General features: G+C 61.3%; 15 protein-coding genes. 4 read left to right on the forward strand and 11 right to left on the reverse strand.

What is annotated here, in order from left to right:
* Nucleotides 1-179 precede the first annotated feature (179 nt).
* The 7 genes from OUZ52_RS09220 to OUZ52_RS09250 all read right to left on the reverse strand — a co-directional run bounded on the left by OUZ52_RS09220 (nucleotide 180) and on the right by OUZ52_RS09250 (nucleotide 8,739).
* Complete coding sequence (locus tag OUZ52_RS09220) at nucleotides 180-896, reverse strand: helix-turn-helix domain-containing protein (protein WP_266158094.1); 717 nt, start codon at nucleotides 894-896, stop codon at nucleotides 180-182.
* Between the two features lie 226 nt (nucleotides 897-1,122).
* Complete coding sequence (locus tag OUZ52_RS09225; protein ID WP_266158095.1) at nucleotides 1,123-4,203, reverse strand: error-prone DNA polymerase; 3,081 nt, start codon at nucleotides 4,201-4,203, stop codon at nucleotides 1,123-1,125.
* Nucleotides 4,200-5,612: a Y-family DNA polymerase gene (locus tag OUZ52_RS09230; RefSeq protein WP_266158096.1), complete on the reverse strand. Its 1,413-nt coding sequence runs from the start codon at nucleotides 5,610-5,612 to the stop codon at nucleotides 4,200-4,202. Before OUZ52_RS09230 ends, OUZ52_RS09225 begins: the two co-directional genes overlap by 4 nt.
* Before the next feature lie 12 nt (nucleotides 5,613-5,624).
* Nucleotides 5,625-6,248 (reverse strand): translesion DNA synthesis-associated protein ImuA, encoded by a 624-nt coding sequence (imuA, locus tag OUZ52_RS09235; protein WP_266158097.1) that lies wholly within the window; start codon nucleotides 6,246-6,248, stop codon nucleotides 5,625-5,627.
* Nucleotides 6,249-6,254: 6 nt separating this feature from the next.
* Nucleotides 6,255-6,824: a LexA family protein gene (locus OUZ52_RS09240; RefSeq protein WP_266158098.1), complete on the reverse strand. Its 570-nt coding sequence runs from the start codon at nucleotides 6,822-6,824 to the stop codon at nucleotides 6,255-6,257.
* 174 nt (nucleotides 6,825-6,998) lie between these two features.
* Nucleotides 6,999-7,304, reverse strand: a complete 306-nt coding sequence (locus OUZ52_RS09245; protein WP_266158099.1) for a hypothetical protein — start codon at nucleotides 7,302-7,304, stop codon at nucleotides 6,999-7,001.
* An 85-nt stretch (nucleotides 7,305-7,389) separates the two neighbouring features.
* Nucleotides 7,390-8,739 carry an Hsp70 family protein gene (locus OUZ52_RS09250; RefSeq protein WP_266158100.1) on the reverse strand — a complete coding sequence of 450 codons (1,350 nt, stop codon included), beginning with the start codon at nucleotides 8,737-8,739 and terminating at the stop codon, nucleotides 7,390-7,392.
* 701 nt (nucleotides 8,740-9,440) lie between these two features.
* Between OUZ52_RS09250 and OUZ52_RS09255 the strand changes: the two genes are divergently transcribed.
* The gene (locus tag OUZ52_RS09255; protein WP_266158108.1) at nucleotides 9,441-12,386 is read left to right on the forward strand and encodes a TonB-dependent receptor; all 2,946 of its coding nucleotides are present in this window, start codon (nucleotides 9,441-9,443) and stop codon (nucleotides 12,384-12,386) included.
* A gap of 145 nt (nucleotides 12,387-12,531) precedes the next feature.
* Here OUZ52_RS09255 and OUZ52_RS09260 read toward each other — a convergent pair whose 3' ends face one another.
* The gene (locus OUZ52_RS09260; RefSeq protein ID WP_266158101.1) at nucleotides 12,532-13,293 is read right to left on the reverse strand and encodes a DNA/RNA non-specific endonuclease; all 762 of its coding nucleotides are present in this window, start codon (nucleotides 13,291-13,293) and stop codon (nucleotides 12,532-12,534) included.
* Between the two features lie 373 nt (nucleotides 13,294-13,666).
* Here OUZ52_RS09260 and OUZ52_RS09265 point away from each other — a divergent pair, with 373 nt between their 5' ends.
* The 3 genes from OUZ52_RS09265 (at nucleotide 13,667) to OUZ52_RS09275 (ending at nucleotide 15,761) form a co-directional block, all read left to right on the forward strand.
* Nucleotides 13,667-13,939, forward strand: coding sequence for a hypothetical protein (locus OUZ52_RS09265; RefSeq protein WP_266158102.1), 273 nt, complete (start codon nucleotides 13,667-13,669; stop codon nucleotides 13,937-13,939).
* Nucleotides 13,940-14,283: 344 nt separating this feature from the next.
* On the forward strand, nucleotides 14,284-14,892 hold the full coding sequence (locus OUZ52_RS09270; RefSeq protein ID WP_266158103.1) for a hypothetical protein: 609 nt from the start codon (nucleotides 14,284-14,286) through the stop codon (nucleotides 14,890-14,892).
* 92 nt (nucleotides 14,893-14,984) lie between these two features.
* Nucleotides 14,985-15,761 carry an alpha/beta hydrolase gene (locus OUZ52_RS09275; RefSeq protein WP_266158104.1) on the forward strand — a complete coding sequence of 259 codons (777 nt, stop codon included), beginning with the start codon at nucleotides 14,985-14,987 and terminating at the stop codon, nucleotides 15,759-15,761.
* A gap of 407 nt (nucleotides 15,762-16,168) precedes the next feature.
* Here OUZ52_RS09275 and OUZ52_RS09280 read toward each other — a convergent pair whose 3' ends face one another.
* The 3 genes from OUZ52_RS09280 to OUZ52_RS09290 form a co-directional block, all read right to left on the reverse strand.
* Nucleotides 16,169-18,619 (reverse strand): beta strand repeat-containing protein, encoded by a 2,451-nt coding sequence (locus tag OUZ52_RS09280; protein ID WP_266158105.1) that lies wholly within the window; start codon nucleotides 18,617-18,619, stop codon nucleotides 16,169-16,171.
* Nucleotides 18,574-19,455, reverse strand: a complete 882-nt coding sequence (locus OUZ52_RS09285; protein ID WP_266158106.1) for a Kelch repeat-containing protein — start codon at nucleotides 19,453-19,455, stop codon at nucleotides 18,574-18,576. Before OUZ52_RS09285 ends, OUZ52_RS09280 begins: the two co-directional genes overlap by 46 nt.
* Before the next feature lie 435 nt (nucleotides 19,456-19,890).
* Nucleotides 19,891-20,568: AraC family transcriptional regulator (locus tag OUZ52_RS09290; protein ID WP_266158107.1), on the reverse strand; the 678-nt coding region annotated here is incomplete at its 5' end.

The following is a 20,568-nucleotide window of genomic DNA, read 5'->3' on the forward strand; positions in this document are numbered from 1 at the left end:
GGAAAATGTTGCGCAGGAGATACCTGCAGTTATGAGGGATGTAGTTATGAGGGACGTAGTGGTGAGAGAGAAAGCTAGCCGGCGACCACGCCAGTATCGGCAAGCACCGGCAAGCGATAGCGTTCGCGCAGACCACGCCGCCAGACTAAAGCTGTCCAGGCGGCCTGTCTTGAATCCAGTTAACCGCTGGCGTGATTCGCCGCAGCGGCCTTCAGCTGGCGCCAATGCCGTGGGGGGTGGCGGGTAAGCGCGACGATGGCGCGGGTCATATGTGCCTGATCGGCAAAGTTCAGCGCGGTGGCGATATCGCAAAGCGATCGCCCAGCCTCGCCCATGCATTGCACGGCGGCGCGTGCCCGCGCCTGGGCGCGGAACGCCTTCGGCGTGGTGCCATAGGCGCGCTGAAAGCCGCGGCTGATCGACTCTGCCCTTAACCCCATGGCCGCCGCCCAGTGCCGCAATGAAAGGTCGGCATCTTGCCGAAGCTGCTCGGCGAGCAGGTCCGGCCAGTCGCGATGACGCTGTTCAGAGGCTTGCAGAGTCTCGAGCAGTAATAGCCGGCCGTCCTGCGGCGAACGGCGCGCTACGCGGACCAGTCCGTCGATATCGGCGACCTTGCCGAATAGCGGAACGCTGTCGCCATGGGCTACCGGCAGAACCAACACCTCGGCGCCACGCCGTGAAAAGCAGTCCAGATGGGATTCGTAGGGTCGATGAATCAGCACATCGCCCGCCTCCACCGTATGGCGCCCCTCGTCGCCCGCTTCGGTATATCCACCGCTTAGCACCACGGTGGCAAAAGCACCATCGTGGCAATGCCGATCCAGGCGTTTGTGCGCATCGTGGCATTGGTGACCGAGGGGGGCCGAAGCAAACGGCGCCGAACACAGATGCATGTCTTTGGGCCTCTCCAGATGGACGTCCGTTATGTTGATGATTCATCCAGCGGGCGCCGCGTATCAATATCACCCCTGGCCCTTTTTTGTCTGACCGGGATGGAGTAGACATGCCGCCGCATGGTTGAGCAAACCTGCTCAGGGAAGATGTCCTAGCGATCCGCGGATCGGCATCGCCATGCCAGCGCCGCCCTGCATGGCAACCGCCTCGGCGGCAAGGCATGCCTCAGTGAAAATCGCGCGAGCGGCTATCCAGTGCGCCAAGCAAGGCGCTTAAATCGATCAATCGATGGGCAATCAAATGACTGACCCCATCGGCGTGCTCCCAGCGCCCATCCACGCCCAGCAAGCGCGCCTCTAGAAAAATCCGCCGCTGGCGCTCGGCGACCTGGCTCCAGACGACGACATTGATCGGGCCGTATTCGTCTTCCAACGTGATAAAGGTGACGCCACTTGCGGTCTGCGGCCGCTGGCGTTGCGTCACCAGACCCGCGGCACGCACCTGACTGGCGTCCGGCTGTGTGCGCAAGGCGCGCGAATCCGTGCAACGCGCGGCGCGCAATCGCTTGCGGAGTTGCTGCAACGGATGCGGCCCCAGGGTCAGGCCGACCCGGGCGTAATCGGCCAGGGTGTCCTCCGCTTGCGAGGGAGGCGGCAAGATCATTCTCTCTTCCTCCGGGCTGGCATGGCCGAATAACGGCAGTTGCGATTCCACCCCGGCGATGGCCCAGCGTGCGCGATGACGATGGCCTGCAAGTCCACGCAGTGCACCCGCTTCGGCCAAAGCCTCCTGGTGATGCTTGTCGAGACCGGCACGTGCGCATAGTTCGGCAATGTCACCGAAGGCTTGTTGCCGGCGTGCGTTCGACAAGCGTTGCGCGACGTCTTCGCGAAAACCTCGCACTTGCCGAAGCCCGAGCCGGATCGCCGGTGAACCGATGGGTGATGCCGGGTCGGCTTCCAGGGCATTGTCCCAATCGCTATAGCGCACATCGACCGGACGCACAGTAACCTGATGCCGTTGCGCGTCTTGCACGAGCTGGCTGGGGCCGTAGAAACCCATCGGTTGCGCATTGAGCAAGGCACAGGTGAATGCGGCGGGCTCGTGGCGTTTCAGCCAGCAGCTGGCATAGACAATGCCGGCAAAGCTGGCGGCGTGACTTTCCGGAAACCCGTAGGAGCCAAAACCTTTGATCTGTTCAAAAATCCGTGCGGCGAAGTCGGCGGTATAACCTCGTGCCAGCATGCCTTCGGTAAGGCGTTGGCGATGTTTCTCCATGCCGCCATGACGTTTCCAGGCGGCCATGGCGCGACGTAACTGATCCGCCTCACCCGGCGTATAGCCTGCGGCGACGATGGCCAGCTTCATCACTTGTTCCTGAAACAACGGCACACCCAACGTACGCTCGAAGACTTCTTTCAGTTCTAGCGAAGGATAGTCGACGGGCTCTTCGCCACGCCGGCGCCGCAGATACGGGTGCACCATATCGCCCTGGATCGGGCCTGGCCGCACAATGGCTACCTCGATCACCAGGTCATAGAAATTCTTGGGCTTTAAGCGTGGCAACATCGCCATCTGCGCCCGGCTTTCAATTTGAAAGACGCCGATGGTGTCGGCCTTTTGGATCATCTCGTAGGTCGCGTGGTCGTCAGGATCAATCGTCGCCATGGTCAGATCCCTGCCCCGATGCTCTCGCAGCAAATCGAGGCATTTGCGCACGCAGGTCAACATGCCCAACGCCAGGCAATCGACCTTGAGCAAGCCCAGCGCGTCGAGATCGTCCTTGTCCCACTGAATGATGGTGCGATCCGGCATCGCCGCATTCTCGACCGGCACCAGGTGCGACAGGGGCTGATCGGAGATCACGAAGCCACCGACGTGCTGCGACAAATGCCGGGGGAAATCCAGCAGCTCGGCAGTGAGCTTGAACAAACGCTGCATCACCGGGCTGCTCGGATCGAAACCGTATTCGCGCAATGAACCATCCAATGTCTCTTCGCCATCCCACCAGGCAAAGACCTTGGCCAGCAGGTCGATCTGATCCGCCGGCAAACCAAGGGAACGCGCGACATCACGCACTGCGCTCTTGCCGCGATAGCTGATCACGGTCGCGGCCAAGGCGGCACGATCGCGACCGTATTTGTTGTAGATGTACTGAATGACCTCTTCGCGCCGCTCGTGCTCGAAATCGATATCGATGTCCGGCGGCTCGTTACGCTCGCGCGAGATAAAGCGTTCCATCAACAGGTTGATACGGGTGGGGTCGACCTCGGTCACGCCCAGCACGTAGCAAACCGCCGAGTTCGCCGCCGAGCCACGCCCCTGGCAGAGAATGCGCTGACGACGCGCGAAGTCGACGATATCCCACACGGTCAGAAAATAGGATTCGTAGGCAAGCTCGGCGATCAGTTGCAACTCGTAGTCGATCTGCGCGCGCATCTTTGGCGACGGCCCTGCGGGCCAACGCCAGCGAATGCCCTGCTCGGTCAGCTGCCTGAGCCAGCTGGTCGGCGTGTGCCCCGCGGGCACCAGTTCGGCGGGGTAGCGGTAACGCAATTCGGTCAGGCTGAACTGACAACGCGCGGCGATGCGCACGCTTTCCTGCATCAGATGCGCGGGATAGATCGCCGCCAGCGCATCGCGGGTGCGCAGGTGGCGCTCGCCATTTTTGAACAACACCGCGGCGGCTTCGGCCACGGTCAGGCGATGGCGAACCGCGGTCAGTACATCCTGCAAGGCGCGGCGACGGCGTAGATGCATGTGGACATCGCCGCTGCCAACCACCGGCAGGCCCAGCGACAGCGCCAGCGCCTCTAGCGCCTGCAGGCGGCGTGCGTCATCGGGCCCGCAATGCAGCTCGATCGCCAGCCACAGACGATGATCGAAGATCGTCTGCAGCCACTCCCCATGCTCACGATCTGGCGCGGCGCCGGGCAGCCATAACGCCAGCGTGCCGGGAAGGCCGTCGGCAAAGTCACGGCGAGTCACCCGGTAGCTGCCTTTGTCTGCCGCGCGGCGAGCGCGGGTAATCAGCGAACACAGCGCGATATAACCGGCCAAGGTCTCGCATAACAACACCAGCTTCGGACCATCGAACAGCTGGAACTCCGCGCCGACGATCAGCTGCAATCCGCTATCGCGGGCAGCCTCATGGGCGCGGACGATACCGGCCAGCGAACATTCATCGGTAATCGCCAGCGCGCGGTAACCGCAGGCCTTGGCCCGCTCGAATAATTCGCGCGCACTGGAGGCGCCACGCTGGAAGGAGAAGTTCGACAGGCAGTGCAGTTCGGCATAGGCGTTCATGCAAACCACCCCTGCAGCATCCATGGGCCCTGCTCGCCCGGCGCGCAAAACACCCAGGCGCACTGCCCTTGGGCGGTACGCACGACGTAATAGTCTCGGCGCAGATCGCCGCCATCCCACCAGCCGGTTTCCAGGCGCTCGGGGCCGGCGAGAATAGTCGGCACCGGGCCACGTAGAGGAATCGGCGGATCGAGCAACCAGGTCGGACGCGGCAACGCTTCGACGGCATGCGTGTACTTCACCGCCTCGGCGCTGGTTTGTGCCTGCTCGGGACGTGGGTCGATGGTATGGCGAAGGCGTTGCAAGGCCTGCTCGCCCAGGCGTGCGCGCAGGCGTTCGCGTAGTTGCTCCAATGGCATGGCATGGGCCGGCCGCGCATCGAACAAATCGCGCCCCGCCGGAACAAAAGGCGGCAACTCACGCGCCAGCAAACGCATCGCCACGACAGGCGCGGGCAGCTGCTGGCGCTCTAACCGGCCACGCGCGCAGTCGAACAGCAAGGCCGCATCGCGCTCCGCGGCCAGCAACCCCACCGGTAAGCGCGTAGACGGCATGCCGCGATGCTCCAGCTCCACCACGAAGCGTTGCACACCACCATCGCGGCCTGCCAGATAGGCGGCCAGATCGCCGGTCAATCGACGCAGCGGGAACACCAGCGCCTCGACGTGTTCGATCTCCTGCGCCCACTCCATGCGCAGATCGAGCGAGTCCGGCGGCCGATAGCCCTGCATCAATTCAGGGCCAGCGCCGGTCAGCTGGTCCAGATAGTCCAGCAATGCACTGCCGAAACGGCGTTGCAGGCCGGCACGCGGCAGACGCAAAAGCTGGCCCAGGGTGCGAATACCCATGGCAGGCAAGGACGCCGCAGCATGAGCCGGCAAACGTGCGTGGCGCACCGCGACAGGCGTCAGTGCACGCAGCAAGGTATCCGGCGTCATCAGCGCCAGGCCATCGTGGACGCCGGCAAGCACATAGGCTGCATGAGCACTTGGCGCCAGGGTAATGCGATGACGAAAACCCAGCGCGCACAAATCCTCGCGCAAGCGCGCCTCGAAGTGCGGCCATGGCCCGAACAGACCCAGACTTCTACTGACTTCCAAGACAATGGCGTGCGGCAACAGCACGACCTCGGAGCTGTAGCGATAAGCCCATGCGGCAAGCAATCGATGCCAGCGCGCGGCGGCCTCAGCGTCGTACTCGACCGCCTCGAACTGACTCAGCAACGCCTGCGCTGCCGATAGTCGTTGCCCCGCCCGCAAGCCGGCGGCGCGCGCGGCAGCATTGGCCGCGAAGATACTGCGTGCCTGCGCCGGCCCATGCAGCAGAACCAGGGGCGTATCCGACGCGGGACGTCGGCGCAGGATGCCATCCAGCGCCAGATGCGGCAGCAATACGCAGGCCCACAGCATGCCGCGCCCTCCTCACGACCGACCGGCGGACAATGGCACCGGGTGGGCCGGTGGATTGCCGCCACGGCATTTACGTACGCGCACCTGCAGCGACGGCTCGGTCTCCAGTTCCAAACGCAATGCCGCCGGAGAGGCTTGCAAGGCATGGCGCCGATCGCGAAAAGCAAACGCGAGCGCCTTGCCGGTATCGGCCGCGACTTGCAGTCGGCGCACTGCGCGGTCGTCGGCATGCAGCGGCCATGTCAGCACCGCGGCGCAACTACCTGAGCGCAAGCATTGCTCGGCCGCCCACAGCGCATCCGCCGCATGGGCGATAACCACATCCACGCGCGACATCACCACCCCGCCCGCCTCCCAGCCCAGCACATAGGGCGCATAAGGCGGCGCAATCACCATCACCGTGCGACCGGCCTGGGTACTGCGCGCCAAGGTCGGCAAGACCAATTGCAACTCACCGACACCATCGGCGGGCAGCAGAATTTCGGTGAGCGCCGCCGCCGGCCAGCCACCGCTGGGCAAGACGGCATCGAGCATCGCCCACCCGGTGGGTTGATCGCTGCCCGGCGCAGGCGCCGCTCGCCCTTGCCAGACTTGCCGGCCCTGGATCAGCGAAGAAAGTGCGACGACGTTGCTCATGACGGCTCAACGCAAATTGCGCAGGCATTTGGTCACCACACCCCAGATCTCCAGGGTCTCGCCTTCCTTGAAGACAATAGGCTTGAAGTGGGCGTTTTCAGGCAACAAGGCAAGATGCCCTTCCACTTTGCCCAGCCGCTTGATGGACAGCTCGTTATTGACGATGGCGACGACGATATCGCCCTGCCGCGCCTTGAGCGCACGATCCACCAGCACCTCATCGCGGTCGAAGATGCCCGCGCCGATCATCGACCAGCCTGAGACGCGAATGATGTAGGTGCTCGGCTCGTGTCCCGGCAGCACCAGATGTTCGTTGAGATCGACGATCTCGTCGACGGTGTCGTCTGCGGCACTCGGCAGGCCCGCGGGCACGCGGCTCAAGAATGCGGTCAGGGCCACCGTCGACGGATTCAACGACAGCGGGCGTGGCGCTTCCAGCGAAGTGGCTTGGCGATAGGCATCGAGATACGCCAGCACCGCCGGCACCTGACTTTCAGGCACGCGCAAGCGCTGGCTCGGCTCACCGGCGGGGCGGCCGGCGCCGGGGCGAAATCCACCGTGGTCGGAGGGAGGCATCAGTCATCTTGATTATCGGGACGTCAATCAAGATAGCACCGCATGCGTCTCAGATGTTGAGAAACCTCAGCCTCACCACGGAATGGATCGCCGCGATTTCTTGCGACATCACCACAAGATTCATCCGCATCACCGCAATGGTTGCGGCATCAACCCCCGGAAGGCTTCCGAGGCTTACCGCGGCATCTGCCTGAGCGCATCGGCAAGGGCATAAAAAAGCCATGTCACAAAAATCGTGGCACTGATGAGCATCCCCACGACCAGGCCAAGCACCCCTTTGCCCTTGAGAGGGTATTTGTGCAGCACAGGGATGATGAGCAAGGCCATCACGGCAACAAACAACACCGCCAACGGATAAAGATCCCATCTAAGCAACAGCCCGACACCGAGTGGCGTCAGCAGCCCATAAACCGCCAGGAAAAGCAGACATGCCATCCAGAAGCCTGGAGAGGGGCGAGGCGGCGTTGCTTGATCGCTCATGGCCCGATACTCCCCTGCTGGCGCGCGGCCGGCAACATCCGTGTAGAAATCTCCAGCAAACCCGGCATGTCCGGCCAACGCAGCGTCACGCCATATGGGCGCTGGCGCTGGCCAGGCCCGACACGACGCCCAACGACGGATCGCCTTCTACCAAGGCAATGCCAGGAAAGCAGGCACGCACGCTGGCTTGCAAATGCGGCGAACGCGAGCTGCCTCCGGTCAGGAAAACGCTGGCAGGCACGTCGGGAATGTCGGCGCTCACCTGCTCCAGCAGCCGTTGCAAGCGTTGCAGAAAATCATCGGCGGAGAGCAGGAAGTCGGCCTCGCCCACCGCCACGGCAAGATCGCGCTCGATGAAATCCATCGTGACCTCGCTGTGCGGCTTGGCGCCCAGCTCGATCTTGATGCGCTCGGCCAGCCGATTCAGCCGGGTGGTTGCACCAAGCTGTTGCAACGCGCGCAAGCGCGAGCCGAAGGGTTCGCTGACGCGCTGGTAGTTTTGCCGGCGGAATTCACGCTGCTTAGGCATGATGTGCACGCTGGCTGCCTCGACAAAATGATGTACGGGGATCACCGACGCGTGCTTGCCGAAATACGGCATGAAGCTGTGCAGACTCACACCTGCATCGATGTCGCTGCCGCCCTTGGGCAGGCCCCAGCTGCGGCGGATGATGGGGGTCGAACCACCACCCAGCTCGGCATAGGCGACGTCGGTGGTACCGCCGCCGATATCGACGATCAGCGCCAGCTGCCGCTCAGCCAGGCTTAGGTGATAGTGCATCGCCGCGGCAGCGGGTTCTTCCAGAAACGTCACCTCGTCGAAGCCGGCAATCGCCGCCGCCTCACGCAGCAGTTCAAGCGCCTGCTCGCCGCCTGACTCGCCCATCGAGCTGCGAAACTCCACCGGGCGCCCGATGACCGCGCCGCGTACCGGGGTGCCGAACTGCTGGGTGGCAGTAAGCCGGATGTGCTCAAGAATATGTGCCGCGATGTTGAGAATGGTCCGCCGCACGGGTGGGTCGAGCCGATAACCCAGCATCGACTTGGGTGACTCGATCAAATGGCCGGTACCCTCTTCGAGATAAGCCTCGACCGCCTCTTCGCCAAAGAGCGCGTGCTGAAAGCTGGCAATCGATGCCGATGCCGCGCGGGTCTGCTCTTCCATCCATTGCCGGCGCACCACGCGCACGGCGTCGCGATGGCGCTGCTCTTCCGTGCCGTGGCCCTGCTGCCCGCGCGCACTGCGCATGATGGCATCCACTTGCGCGGCCAGCGCCGGCGTCAGGCTGAAGTCCTCGGGGTTGGGCACCACCTCGGGAAAGAACACCGCCGTACGGAACTGATGGGCATCGCCAAAGCGAACCAGCTTCAATTGTCCATCCACGACCGCCGCGGCGGCGGAATAGCTGGTGCCGAAATCGATTCCGATATACATGAGTACTGACAACGCCTGCTGAGATGAACGTAACCGGGCATTATGACATCTATGCTCGTCATCGTCGGCCCAGCGGCGCGCGGCCTATGCTGCCTGGCCTCATCCGGACCTATCGGCCGATGCCATCGCAGTGATCAAGCCGGTCTGGGATCAGGCCGGTCTGGCGCGTAAGCATCAAGGCTGGCATAGCCAGCCCATCCAGATGAACCGAGACAGGCCTCGCGTCTCAGCGGCCGCTTTTTGGTGACATGGTTCGCAAAACAATCGCGACAGACTTGCGCTCCCGCATCGCCGCCGTGTCGTCTGGGTTACCGGTCGCAGACGAATGATGGAATTTCGTGCTGAAGTAACCCAGAAGCAAAGATTCTATGGATATATTCGATCGTTATATTTTTAGCCATTTATATGGCTAAAAAATCTATGTATATATACACTCACAAAAAATTGCTGCACCGCGACATACCAGGCACATAACGGGTCCAGCCCACGCCATACTTCTGGAACAGGCGAACCTCGTGCCAGTCCGGATATACATAGCCTGTTAACGGGGAGTTGCGGATTTTCAGCCATGCACACGGACGCGACCCTGCCATTGCCGATGACCTTTCCTTTTACTGTCGCAGCATCGAAGAGTCCTGAACTTGATCAAGCCCATCCCCGCCTCACCCCTTGCCCTCGCCCTGGCCCTGGCCTCCGCGCTGATGCTGGTCAGCATGGCCACTCATGCGCAATCCACGACAGGCAGCATTTTTGGCCAGGCCGCCGTCGCCGGCAATGAAACGATCCAGATCAGGAGTAGTACCGGCATCAGCCGGACCGTCGCCGTGGATGGCCGCGGCCGTTACGTCGCCACCGAGCTGCCGATCGGCGCTTATACCGTATCGCTTTTGCGCGATGGCAAGGTGATCGACAGCCGTAGCGATATCAACCTGCGGGTGGGCTCGGGTACCGAGGTCTCTTTCGATACCACGGCGGCAAAGAATCTCGGCGCCGTCAAAGTCACCGCAAACACGGCGCCCCCCATCGACGTCACCAGTGTCGATTCGCGCACCGTGATCACCGCCGCCGATCTGGCCAAGTTTCCGCTGGGACGCTCGGCCGAGGCAATCGCGCAACTGGCTCCCGGCGTCGTCAACAACAGCGCCGGTTATACCGGGCCGACCGGGCAATCACTGGTCAGCTTTGGCGGCTCGTCGGCCAGCGAAAACGCTTACTACATCAACGGCTTCAACACGACTGACCCACTGCGCGGCCTGGGTGGCATCACCCTGCCCTATGGCGCCATCGAGCAACAGGAGATCTATACCGGCGGCTATAGCGCCCAATACGGTCGCTCCGATGGCGGCGTCATCAACATGGTGGGCAAGCGCGGCACCAACGAATGGCATGCCGGCGCGCAGGTTTTATGGGAGCCGAAGTTTGCGCAGGCCGATGGCACCAATACTTATTACACCAACGGCCTGCCCGCCTCGCCGATCGCCGGCAGCCTGTATGCCCCCAATAGCAAAAACCGGCAGTGGACGACCACCTACGACGCCTATGTCGGCGGCCCGCTGATCAAGGACAAACTGTTTTTGTTTCTTGCCGCCGAGGCCTCCCGGCAAGACGGCACCACCGTCAACAATGTATCGAGCGCGCAGCCCTATGTGCGCTATCACGACACCTTGCCCAAATGGTACGGCAAGCTGGACTGGAACATCACCGACAGCAACATCCTGGAGGTGACCGGCGCATCAAATAAAAAGCATACCGACGGCACCATCTACAAATACGACTACAACGCGCTGAGGCAAGGCAGCTTCATCAACTATGCCGATAGCACCAAGACCGGCGGCGATCTTTATACGGCGAAGTTCACCAGTTACATCACCGACCATCTAACCCTTAGCGCCACCTACGGCAAGATGAAAACCGTCAACTATGACGCGCCCGGTGGCTATGACGGCAGCCTGACCTATCTGACCAACATCCAGAACCAGAACCCGGCCTTGAAGGATGGAAACTCCATCGGCAACAGCCAGGTGACCCAGACGCTGTTCAATCCCAACCGGCATAACAACAGCAACAATCTGCGCATCGACCTGACCTATCAACTGGGCCAGCACACCATCGCGCTGGGCATCGACAATCAGAACGCGCGCGCCATCGACCAGGGCAGCCAAAGCTCAGGCCCGGGCTATTACTGGGACTATGAATACACGACCATGCCCGGCGTCGCGCTGATCCCGAATCTCGGCGTCGGCGCCCCGGCGAATTACCCCTATGGCGGCTCGGGCTACTACGCCATTAAAAACGTCAGCAGCTCGATTGCCAGTGTGCGATCGGCGCAGCGTGCGCAGTACATCGAAGACAAGTGGCAGCTCAACGATCGCTGGCTGCTATCGCTGGGTCTGCGTAACGACCAGTTCACCGATTACAACGCCGATGCCCAGGCTTATATCCGCCAGACCAAACCGCAATGGGCGCCACGCCTCGGTTTCAGCTGGGATGTGAATGGCGACGCGAGTTTCAAGGTGTATGGAAACGCCGGGCGCTATTACCTGGGTCTGCCGCTGAATCCCGCCTTGAACGCCGCCGGCGCTTATGTCGCCACCCAGCAATACTTTACCTATAGCGGCATCGCCGCCGATGGCACACCCACCGGACTGACACCGTTCTCCCGTGCGGTATCGGCCAATAACACCTACGGCGTATTGCCGAATCCTAAGACGGTAACCGCGCAAAACCTGAAACCCGAGTATCAGGACGAATTCATTCTTGGCTTCACCAAGACCTGGGGCGATTCATGGGTTTATGGCGCCAAATTGACCCAGCGCATCTTGCGCAGCGGCATCGACGATTACTGTGACGTCGGCGCCATCGAAAGCAAAGCAGCCACGCTCGGCTACAACGTCAGCTCCACCAACAGCTGCTATTTGATCAACCCCGGTCGGGCCAATACTTTTACCGTGATCGATAGCCAAGGCACGTATCGCAGCGTGCCGCTGAACAACGTCGAGTTCGGATTTCCCGCGCTCAAGCGAAAATACTACGGACTGGAAGCGTTCCTCGAACATCCCTTCGATGGCCGCTGGTACGGCAAGGTCGACTATGTCTTTTCGCGCAGCTATGGCGACACCGAAGGGCAACTGCGTTCGGACATCCAGCAGACCGCCGCATCGACCAGCATCGACTGGGATTTCCCGCAACTGATGTCGTCCAGCAATGGCGCGCAGAGCAACGATCACACCCACCAGATCAAGTTCTTCGGCTACTACCAGCTGACCCCGGAATGGCAGCTCTCGGGCAATGTGCAACTGGTCTCGGGCAATCCACGCAACTGCCTGGGCTACTACGGCCCTCATCAGACCGATCCCAATGGCTACAACAGTTACTACCACTGGTGCGGCGGCCAGCCATCGCCACCGGGAACACATCGCCTGCCATGGAACAAGCAAGTGGACCTGGGTGCGACGTATCGGCCGGCGTTCGCGACCGGCAAGCTTGGACTCTCGTTGAACGTTTTCAATGCGTTCAACTCGCAAACCATTCTCAACGCCTATCCGTTCTTCCAGATTTCACCAGGCACGCCCAATCCGCTCTACGGTTCGTCCGTGGTTCGCCAGCAACCCCGCTATGTCCGGCTGAGCGCCACTTACGACTATTGAATCGAGTGCCATCGGCTCAGCCGGACACTCCATCGAGACCGCCGTGCATCCATAAACCCGGCGGCACGGGCATCGCACCAAGCCCGTGCCGTCGTCGCCCTGCCGGCGCTATCGCCAGGCCAAACCCTTCAGACATCGCCCGCCGTTACAACGGCAAGTCGATCGGGTGCTGGCGATCGTATTGCGAAAGGTCGGGAAAAATCGTCACGCCGGTCGCATCGGTAATCACCTGGATCGACACCACATCGCAAGTCACCGGCGCGGCATTGGTGCAGCGATAAGCTCCCGCGCCACCACCGTTCGGAAACGAGACCGCCTTCCACACGTACTTAGGCACCGCCACGCGGTTATCGCCGATCGTCGGAATGCTGTCGGCATCGAAGATCGGGCCGGTAATCACATAGAGCTCGTCCATTTCGGTCGCCATGGCGCGCACACTGGCTTCGATTCGCGACCACTTGCCCCGGTTCAAGGTACTGTTCTGCGGCACTATATTGGCCAGCGTAAAGGTTTCGTACTGCGAGTCCGCGCTGGGCGCATCGCCGGAGGGCGTCATATGCCCACGGTCGTAACCGCTGCCTTTGTAGTCCGCCAATTCTGCGCGGTCAGCAGCCGGCACATTTTTGTCGGCGTGAAATGCGTCTTTCCGAGTGACGTTCTTGGCAAGAGCCACCTGCTCTTTGGTCAAATGCTCGGCACTCCATAACGGGCCCTTGGTAACACCGGAATTGGCCAGCGCGTAATCCGTATAGCAAACCACCGTGACCTTGGCCGAAACGCTACTCGCAAGATTGGGAGCCTGCGACGCCTCGAACAAATGCGGGCATGCGCTGGAAGATGCCTGTGCCGTGGAAAAGCCCAGGCCGATAGCGGCGCTGAACAGCAAAATAGCTAAACGTTTAAGCATACAAATCCCTCCATTGCTGGCTTTTGATAACTGGCTTATCGGCCCCCTTGGCGCAAGATTTTGCGTTACGCGTCGTTACATATTGATGTCTGAATGACTACCGTGAGTACACGCCATATCCCCGCCAAGCCGGCGAAAGGCATGGGTTGTTGCCGACATCGATGGGTCGCTGCATGAGGACAGCGCGCATGTGCAAGCCGCTGATCGGCGGCATGCTTGAAGATGGGAACCGGAGCAGCGCCACGGCATCTGCGCCAGGCGCCTGCACTATGATGTTGAATGCAACCCTGAGCGCCCCGTTGTGACCTCGTTCGAGAAGACTGAAAAAAGCCCGTCGGCCCCGGCCCTACCCACACGCGCCCATCGCGCCCGCTTGCCGGCCGCCCTCGCGTTATCGGCGTTTATCGCATTCGCTGCCGTGTACATCGACGTCAGCCTTGCCGGAAATGGATGCTGGGGTGGTGGCTTTCTATTGCTGCTGGGGGCCGCCGTCTTCTGTCTACCTGGATCCATCTTGCTGCTGGTAGCGATGTGGCAGCGACCTCAATGGATCCCAGGGCTGCTCGCTGCGCTGGTATTTCTAGCCTTGCTCACCCAGCTGATTTCCAGCCTGGTTGGCGGGCCCAGTGCCTGTGGCACCGGCTGACTAACGCCACACCAAAATAAGCGGCTCACGGTCGAGCTCAGGCCAACATGCTTCAACGCGAGCGTGTCTGCTATCCCACATCGCGTGTGCACGAGTCGCCGCACAAGACCGCGCCGTGGGTGGAAATTCACCTAGCCAACTGGCTTGCAGCCAACTTGGGCAGCCGTCTATAGTTGCCGCGGGTGCCGGAGGGGCGCCCTCCCGCGCAAGAGGCTCTCACCCTTCGAGAATACGTCTGTTTCTACCTGCCTTGCGATCAACTGATCGGCAGGGTCAGGGGTCGACGACACTCAGCCCTTTGTCTGACTTCAGCGGGAATGTCGGACGCCTGATGAGGGGTTGTCATGACTGCATGGGATTTAACCAGCGCTGCGGCGCGTGAGGTATCGGAAGACGCCTCCGATGAACTGTTGCGTGAAATCAAGATTCGCGCACGGCTTCGCTTGAAAGATCTGCTCAACGAAACACCCGATGCCATCTTCCACGCACGCTGGGTATCCAGAAAACGGCGATGGGCGTGGCCCGAAAAATGGAAGCTGACGCAGGCACTCAACCTCGTTTGTGCCGAGCTCGGATTTCAGGACTGGCAGCATGCGCGCTGCGTACTCCACGGACAGGCCCGACCCGGCGATGACATGGGAGGGTTGTGGTACGACCTTCGCTGCCAACTTCTGCTCAACCACTGGTTCGCCAGCTACGACGAGGCACGCCGCTTCTGTGCCGGTGAGACGAGCCGGTTCCTGTTTCCTTTCGCCCGGCAAATCGTCGTTGGCGATGAAAATTTCGTGCGCAGGCTCGGGCTCGATCCGGCCTCCCCGCGCTGGCAGGAAACCGGCCGCGACCTCGTCGCTGGTTATGGCACGCCAGCCTGGCGGGCACTCTGCCACGACCGGCTCATAGCCACCCGCGATCGCTTGCCGATCGGCCGAACGCCAAGCGCGCGAAATTTCTAACGCGTTCGGCTCGTCATTGCAGTGATCACCGCCGCCGGGTGCACGCGCACTCGGCAGGCGCCTGTTTTGCTTTCCAGGAAAGATACCTACCTATGAACACCTGTTTCGCGACCTCTAGCGACGGCCGTCGCATTGCCTACGACATCAGCGGCGGCGGACCCGCCATCGTGTTATTGCATGGTGGCGCGCAGTCGCGCCAGATCTGGCACACCCTTGGCTACGTCGACAGGCTCCAGGCTCACTACCGCGTCTTAAGCATCGACCTTCGAGGTCATGGTCAAAGCGATAAACCCATCGATGCAAGCGCCTATACCACGGCGCAGCAATGCGAAGACATACTTGCCGTCGCCGATCAAGCGGGTATCGAGCAATTCGTGCTTTGGGGCTACTCGCTCGGCGCCAATATCGGTCGCTATCTTGCCGCGCAGTCAACCCGTGTGCGTCGATTCGTCATGGTCGGCATACCGTTTGGACCCGGCGCATCGGGTGAGTTTCGCCACACCCTGATCAACCTCAGGGATCGATGGGGCCCGATCCTGAAAGCGCAGCAAGATGGCAGCCTTGACCTGGCGTCACTACTCCCGGCAGAGCAAGCCTATCTTCACAGTGGGCGTGCAGGGTCAGAGATTGCCTGGCTTACCGCCATCCTGGATTGGCGGCCCATCGATCCAGCCGATCTGCTATGCAGCACGCTGTGGATGGTCGGCCGAGAAAATTCGCCGACGCTGGAAAACACCCGCAGCAACGAAGCCGCACTGCAAACGTCCAAGGTGCGTCTGACCGTTATCGACGGACTGACTCATGAGACCGAACTGACTGAGATCGAAACCGTCTGGCCCTGCGTCCAGCCGTTTTTGCCGAGAACTTGATCCAGCTAATGCCGCGTTAGATGTGTTCCATTGAAACCGTCAGCGGTACTTACCACCAAGGCGGGCGCCGGCAAGCTAGGCGTCCGCCATGTTCATAAGCCGCCACATGGCGAAACCTTTCACCTCTTGGGAAAGCATCCATTGCGATTGCGCACCGACGTCTAAGAGCTGCCGCGGTTCGCGTCGGCATGGGCCGCCGCCAGACCACTTCGCACGACGATGACGCCGGCGACCGGAGCCGTGGCAAGCGTTAATACCGCGCCCCATATCACCGCGTTCAACACCGCATTCTCCTCACTGCCAACCCATCAAGCACCCAACTCAATCAGCCGAAGAAGCTCGTCACTCCAGCACGCTGCTTTGCAACTGCTGGAATGACGAGTAAACAAAGGTTTTCGATGTGCTTGCTACGGGTGCGATCCTGTCACCGACCAGGCTCCTGCCCCGGCGCTGGCCTCGATGAAGAAGTTATAGGTACCCCCTGCCACGGCCGTAAAAGTGATCGTCAACGGCCCGGTACCGTCCTGTTCCGCGACGACCTGATTAGCGGTGGCATCGTCGGCGGCAAATCGCCAGCTGCTGCCCGCAGGTACATTAAGCGTTGCCGTCACCGGCCCTGCGCCGCTGCTGAAGTTCGGCGTATACGCGTACTGCCCTGCGGCGGCGATGGTTCCCGAGTAATTGATATTGCCCCCGCTCGTTGCGCTGCCGGTACCCGTGAGAGTCGCCGTCTGCGGGCTGTTGCCGGCGTTGTCGACTAGCGTCAGCGTGCCGCTGGCCGCGCCGTTGGCCTGAGGTGCGAACAACACCCAGACCGTGCAGTTGGATCCGGCGGCCAGCGACGATCCACAAGCGTTCGATACATCGAACGGACCGCTTACCGTGGCCTGGCTGATCGACACCGCCGTGCTACCGGTATTGGTCAGCGTGAATGCTTGCCATGTGCTGTAGCCATTGACCGTTACGTTGCCGAAGTTGTAGCTCGCCGGACTCAGCGTAACGCTGCCCGATGAACTACCCGCTTTGACGGTCAGTGGAATGGTCGCCGTCTGCGTCGCTCCCGAGGCCGCCGTACCGGTGACGGTCACGCTGTAAGTACCAGCTACGGCTGTTGCGGCCGCGTTGAAGGTTAGCGTCGAGCTACCCGCACCGGTGATCGAGGCTGGACTGAAAGCCGCGCTAACGCCGGAAGGCAATCCACTCGCCGAAAGCGTCACCGGCGAATTGAATCCATGGGTGATGCTCTCGGTCACCACCGAACTACCCGCACCACCCGCCGTCACGCTGGCTGCCGGCGCTGAGAGCGAAAAACCCGGGCTCCCCTGGTTTGCAACCGTCAGGGTGATCGTGTGGACCTGGGTGATTCCTGTGGAAGCCGAGGTGCCGACCAACATCACGCCGTAGCTGCCCGGCGCCGCCGTGGAAGACACGGCAAAAGTCAGCGTCGAGGTTCCCGCGCCGACGATGGTGGACGGGTTGAAAACCGCGCTGACGCCAGTCGGCAAAAAGCTGGCCGTGAGGGTTACCGGCGCATTGAATCCGCCTTGCACCGTTTGCGTCACCGTGTCCGAACCGCTGCTGCCTTGTCCCACGGTCAAATCATTAGCCGTGATATTGAAACCGCTGGCACTGCCGGTGCCACTCAGTGCCAGCGTCTGCGGACTGTTGAGTGCGCTGTCGGTTGCGATCAGGCTGCCGGTGAACACGCCGGGAGGTTGATTCGACGGCGTGAAATACGCAAATACCTGGCACTGCGCCCCCGGCGCCAACGTGCCGGTGCAGTAGTCCCCGTTGAGAACGAACTCCCCACCTGGGCTAATGCTGATGCCCTTAATCGTCACAGGCGCGGAGCCGGTGTTGGTCAGGGAGAATTGCGCATTGGGAGTGAACGAGTTTGCCGTGGAGGTCAGCGTACCGAAGTTGTAGCTCGCCGGGCTCCAGCTCAGGGTGCCGGCGGGGGCCGCCGAAAGGGACAGATAAATGCTGGTGCTGTGCGTTGTTCCGGCGGCCGTGGTTCCGGTCACGGTGACCGTGGAAGTAGCCGGCGCCACCACGGTTGAAGCCGCGGTAAAAGTCAGTGTCGAGGTGCCCGTACCGGTAATGGAAGGCGGGCTGAAAACCGCGCTGACACCGGTCGGCAACCCGCTGACCGAGAGGGTCACCGCCGAATTGAATCCACCGATGGCCGTTTGCGTGACCGTTGAACTACCGCTGCCGCCTGCCTGCACCGAGGCGGTCGTGCCGGTCAATGCAAAACCTGGAATCGCCGGACCGACGGTGGTGGCAACGCCTGCCGAAGGAATGCCGTTGGCAACGACGTACAGCGTGCTGGCACCTAGCTCGATGTTGGATGGTACGTCGAAATTCGTGCTTACCGGCGTGCTGCCGGTCGCCACGCCCATGCTGCTGTGTCCGTGGGTGCGGCAGTAAAACACGTGGCCGGTCGCCGCATTGACAATGCGGACCAGCGGATAGTTGGTCGCCATCTGCTGGTCATCGCCGTAATACGCACCCTGCGTCAATCCGTTGAACTGGGTTCCGGAAATAGGATAAGTAGCACCCGCCGCCAACGTGCTCGATACGCTGCTGATGGTGGGCTGCCAAGCCGTTTGGTAGGTTCCCGCCGGCGTCCAGACCTGAAGGCTTTGACTTAAATCGGAGAACAGTATCTGGCCGTTCGGCAACTCCAGCATGTCGCCGTACCACGAAGAATCGCTGGACGCCGTGCTAGGTGTGGGAACCGTCGTCAAGGTGCTGCCATTCCATTCAAGAAAGGTAGGCGGCTGTTGATAAATCCCTGGGCTGGCCATGATCAGCACATTGCCGTTGGTCTCCACCGCCGCCGCGCCATCGGCCATATCCAGGCCATTGGGGAAATCCGGGCCGGCCTTCCAGGTTGCGGTCGCGGTGTTGTAAATCGCCGTGTGACCGGCGGCGCATTTATTGGCGCATTGCTGCCGCCACAGTTAGCCGCGGAATCCCACAATTGCACGATGGTGCTGCCAGCGTCACTCCACGATCCGCTGCTGGGGTCGTAGACCTCGGACTGGGTACCCGTGGCGTTGTATTTGTCGTACCAATAAATTTCAACATTCAGCACCTTGTGGTTAGGCAGCAGTATCCAATTCTCCTCGACGTTGTAATCGGGCTTGTTGGTGCCGGTAATGGTCCAGCTGAGATTGGACTCATTGAAAAGCGCGCTCGGCGTACTGGCCTGTTGCCCCATCATGAAGGTGCCATTGGCGAGGATCACGCCTGAGGCATCGCCGATTTCGGTCCAGCCGGAGGGCGGATTCACCGGTGCCCAGGTGTTGGCCACGGGATCGTAAATGGCCCCCAGGTTGGATTCGTCATCGATCCCATTGTTGTATTCGCCGCCCTCGACGAGCAGCTTGCCATCGGCCAGCACGCCGCCGGCGTAATCAATAGGCCCGTATCCCGCGGGCATCGAGGCGATCTGGCTCCAGGTGCCGTTGACGTAACTTCCGCTGCTGTCGGGGGTGAGCTTGTACCACTGCGAATCGGCGGAGGAAAAGGTTCTGGCATGCGCCAGCACTGTGCCGTCGGTCGACAACACCATGTGCCCGATCTGGGTGGGCGGGGCATTTTTCAGCAGTGTCCAGCTTTGACCGATGGCGACATTGGCCCAAAGCAGCAGCGACATTAACCAGAACGCGGGTCTTAAAATTTTCATCGCGGCGCTCCTTGAAGCAAAGCCGCTCCATTCGCACAACCACCCTGAGGTGATCGTGCCGTTGAGATGGTCATATGGATTCTCCCGATGACGAACGTTGTGATGCCGCACGCGCGATTGCGGCGGCCCTCGTAAGCCCGGTCGTTGTCGGGACGCTCCTGCGAATCTATCGCGACCTAACCCCATGGATTCGCGACACCGATCCACTCATACCTCGATGGACACGATCATGCTTACGTGCTCTACGTTTCGATGACCGTGCCCCTGCATGTAGATCAGCTGCATCGGCTATACGGGGCTCCATCTAAGCGGCTAGATGGCTTGGCCTGGCACAACCCCTGCAGCTTGGTGATCGACAGCATCCCCTGGAACGGTATTGAAACTTGCCGCAACTGTGCGACTGCGAGCAAGGCAGCGATAGGTAAAAACGTTCGCTTAGGTCGACGGATTTGCCAAAGCTTCGAGTCCGGGCGCTGCATCACACTTTGGGCAAAGACGGAAATCCCCAAAGATTCGCCGATATTGGCTTGGCGTCATACCGGTCACCCGCCGGAACGCGCGCGACATAAGACTCTGATCGAAAAAACCTACCTGCTGAGCAATTCTCGAGATCGACTCTTCGCTACGTTGCAGCAAACGCGTGGCGGCATCGATGCGCACTTTCATCAAGTATTGCCCGGCGGATAGCTGGAAGATGCGTTTCATGCGCCGCTCGAATTGCGCCTCGGACAGGCTTGCCCGCTGAGCGAGATCGGGCAGCAGCAGTTTTTCCACATAGTGCTCGCGCATATGGTCGATCGTGTCTGCGAAGCCGTTGTCGATCATCCGGGCGCGGCTTGGTTCGAGCAGATCGCGCGACACGCAAGTCAAGCCGACAATGGCCCCGCTGAGGTCCCACAGCGGCTGCTTGGTCGACAGACACCAACCGGTGCTGCCGTCGTTGTAAACGGTCAGATCCAGGCTGTCGATTAATGGCTTGCCGGTTTGAAACAGGCGCTCGTCCTGATGACAGTAACGCTCGGCCATAGGCCCGGGGAATAGTGCAAACGCGGTCTTGCCGATCGCCTCCTCCTTGCGATGCAAGCCGCAACGTTTCACGCATGCCTCGCTGAT

Origin of the sequence: Dyella silvatica, from assembly GCF_026283955.1 — a bacterium.
Classification (GTDB): domain Bacteria; phylum Pseudomonadota; class Gammaproteobacteria; order Xanthomonadales; family Rhodanobacteraceae; genus Dyella_C; species Dyella_C silvatica.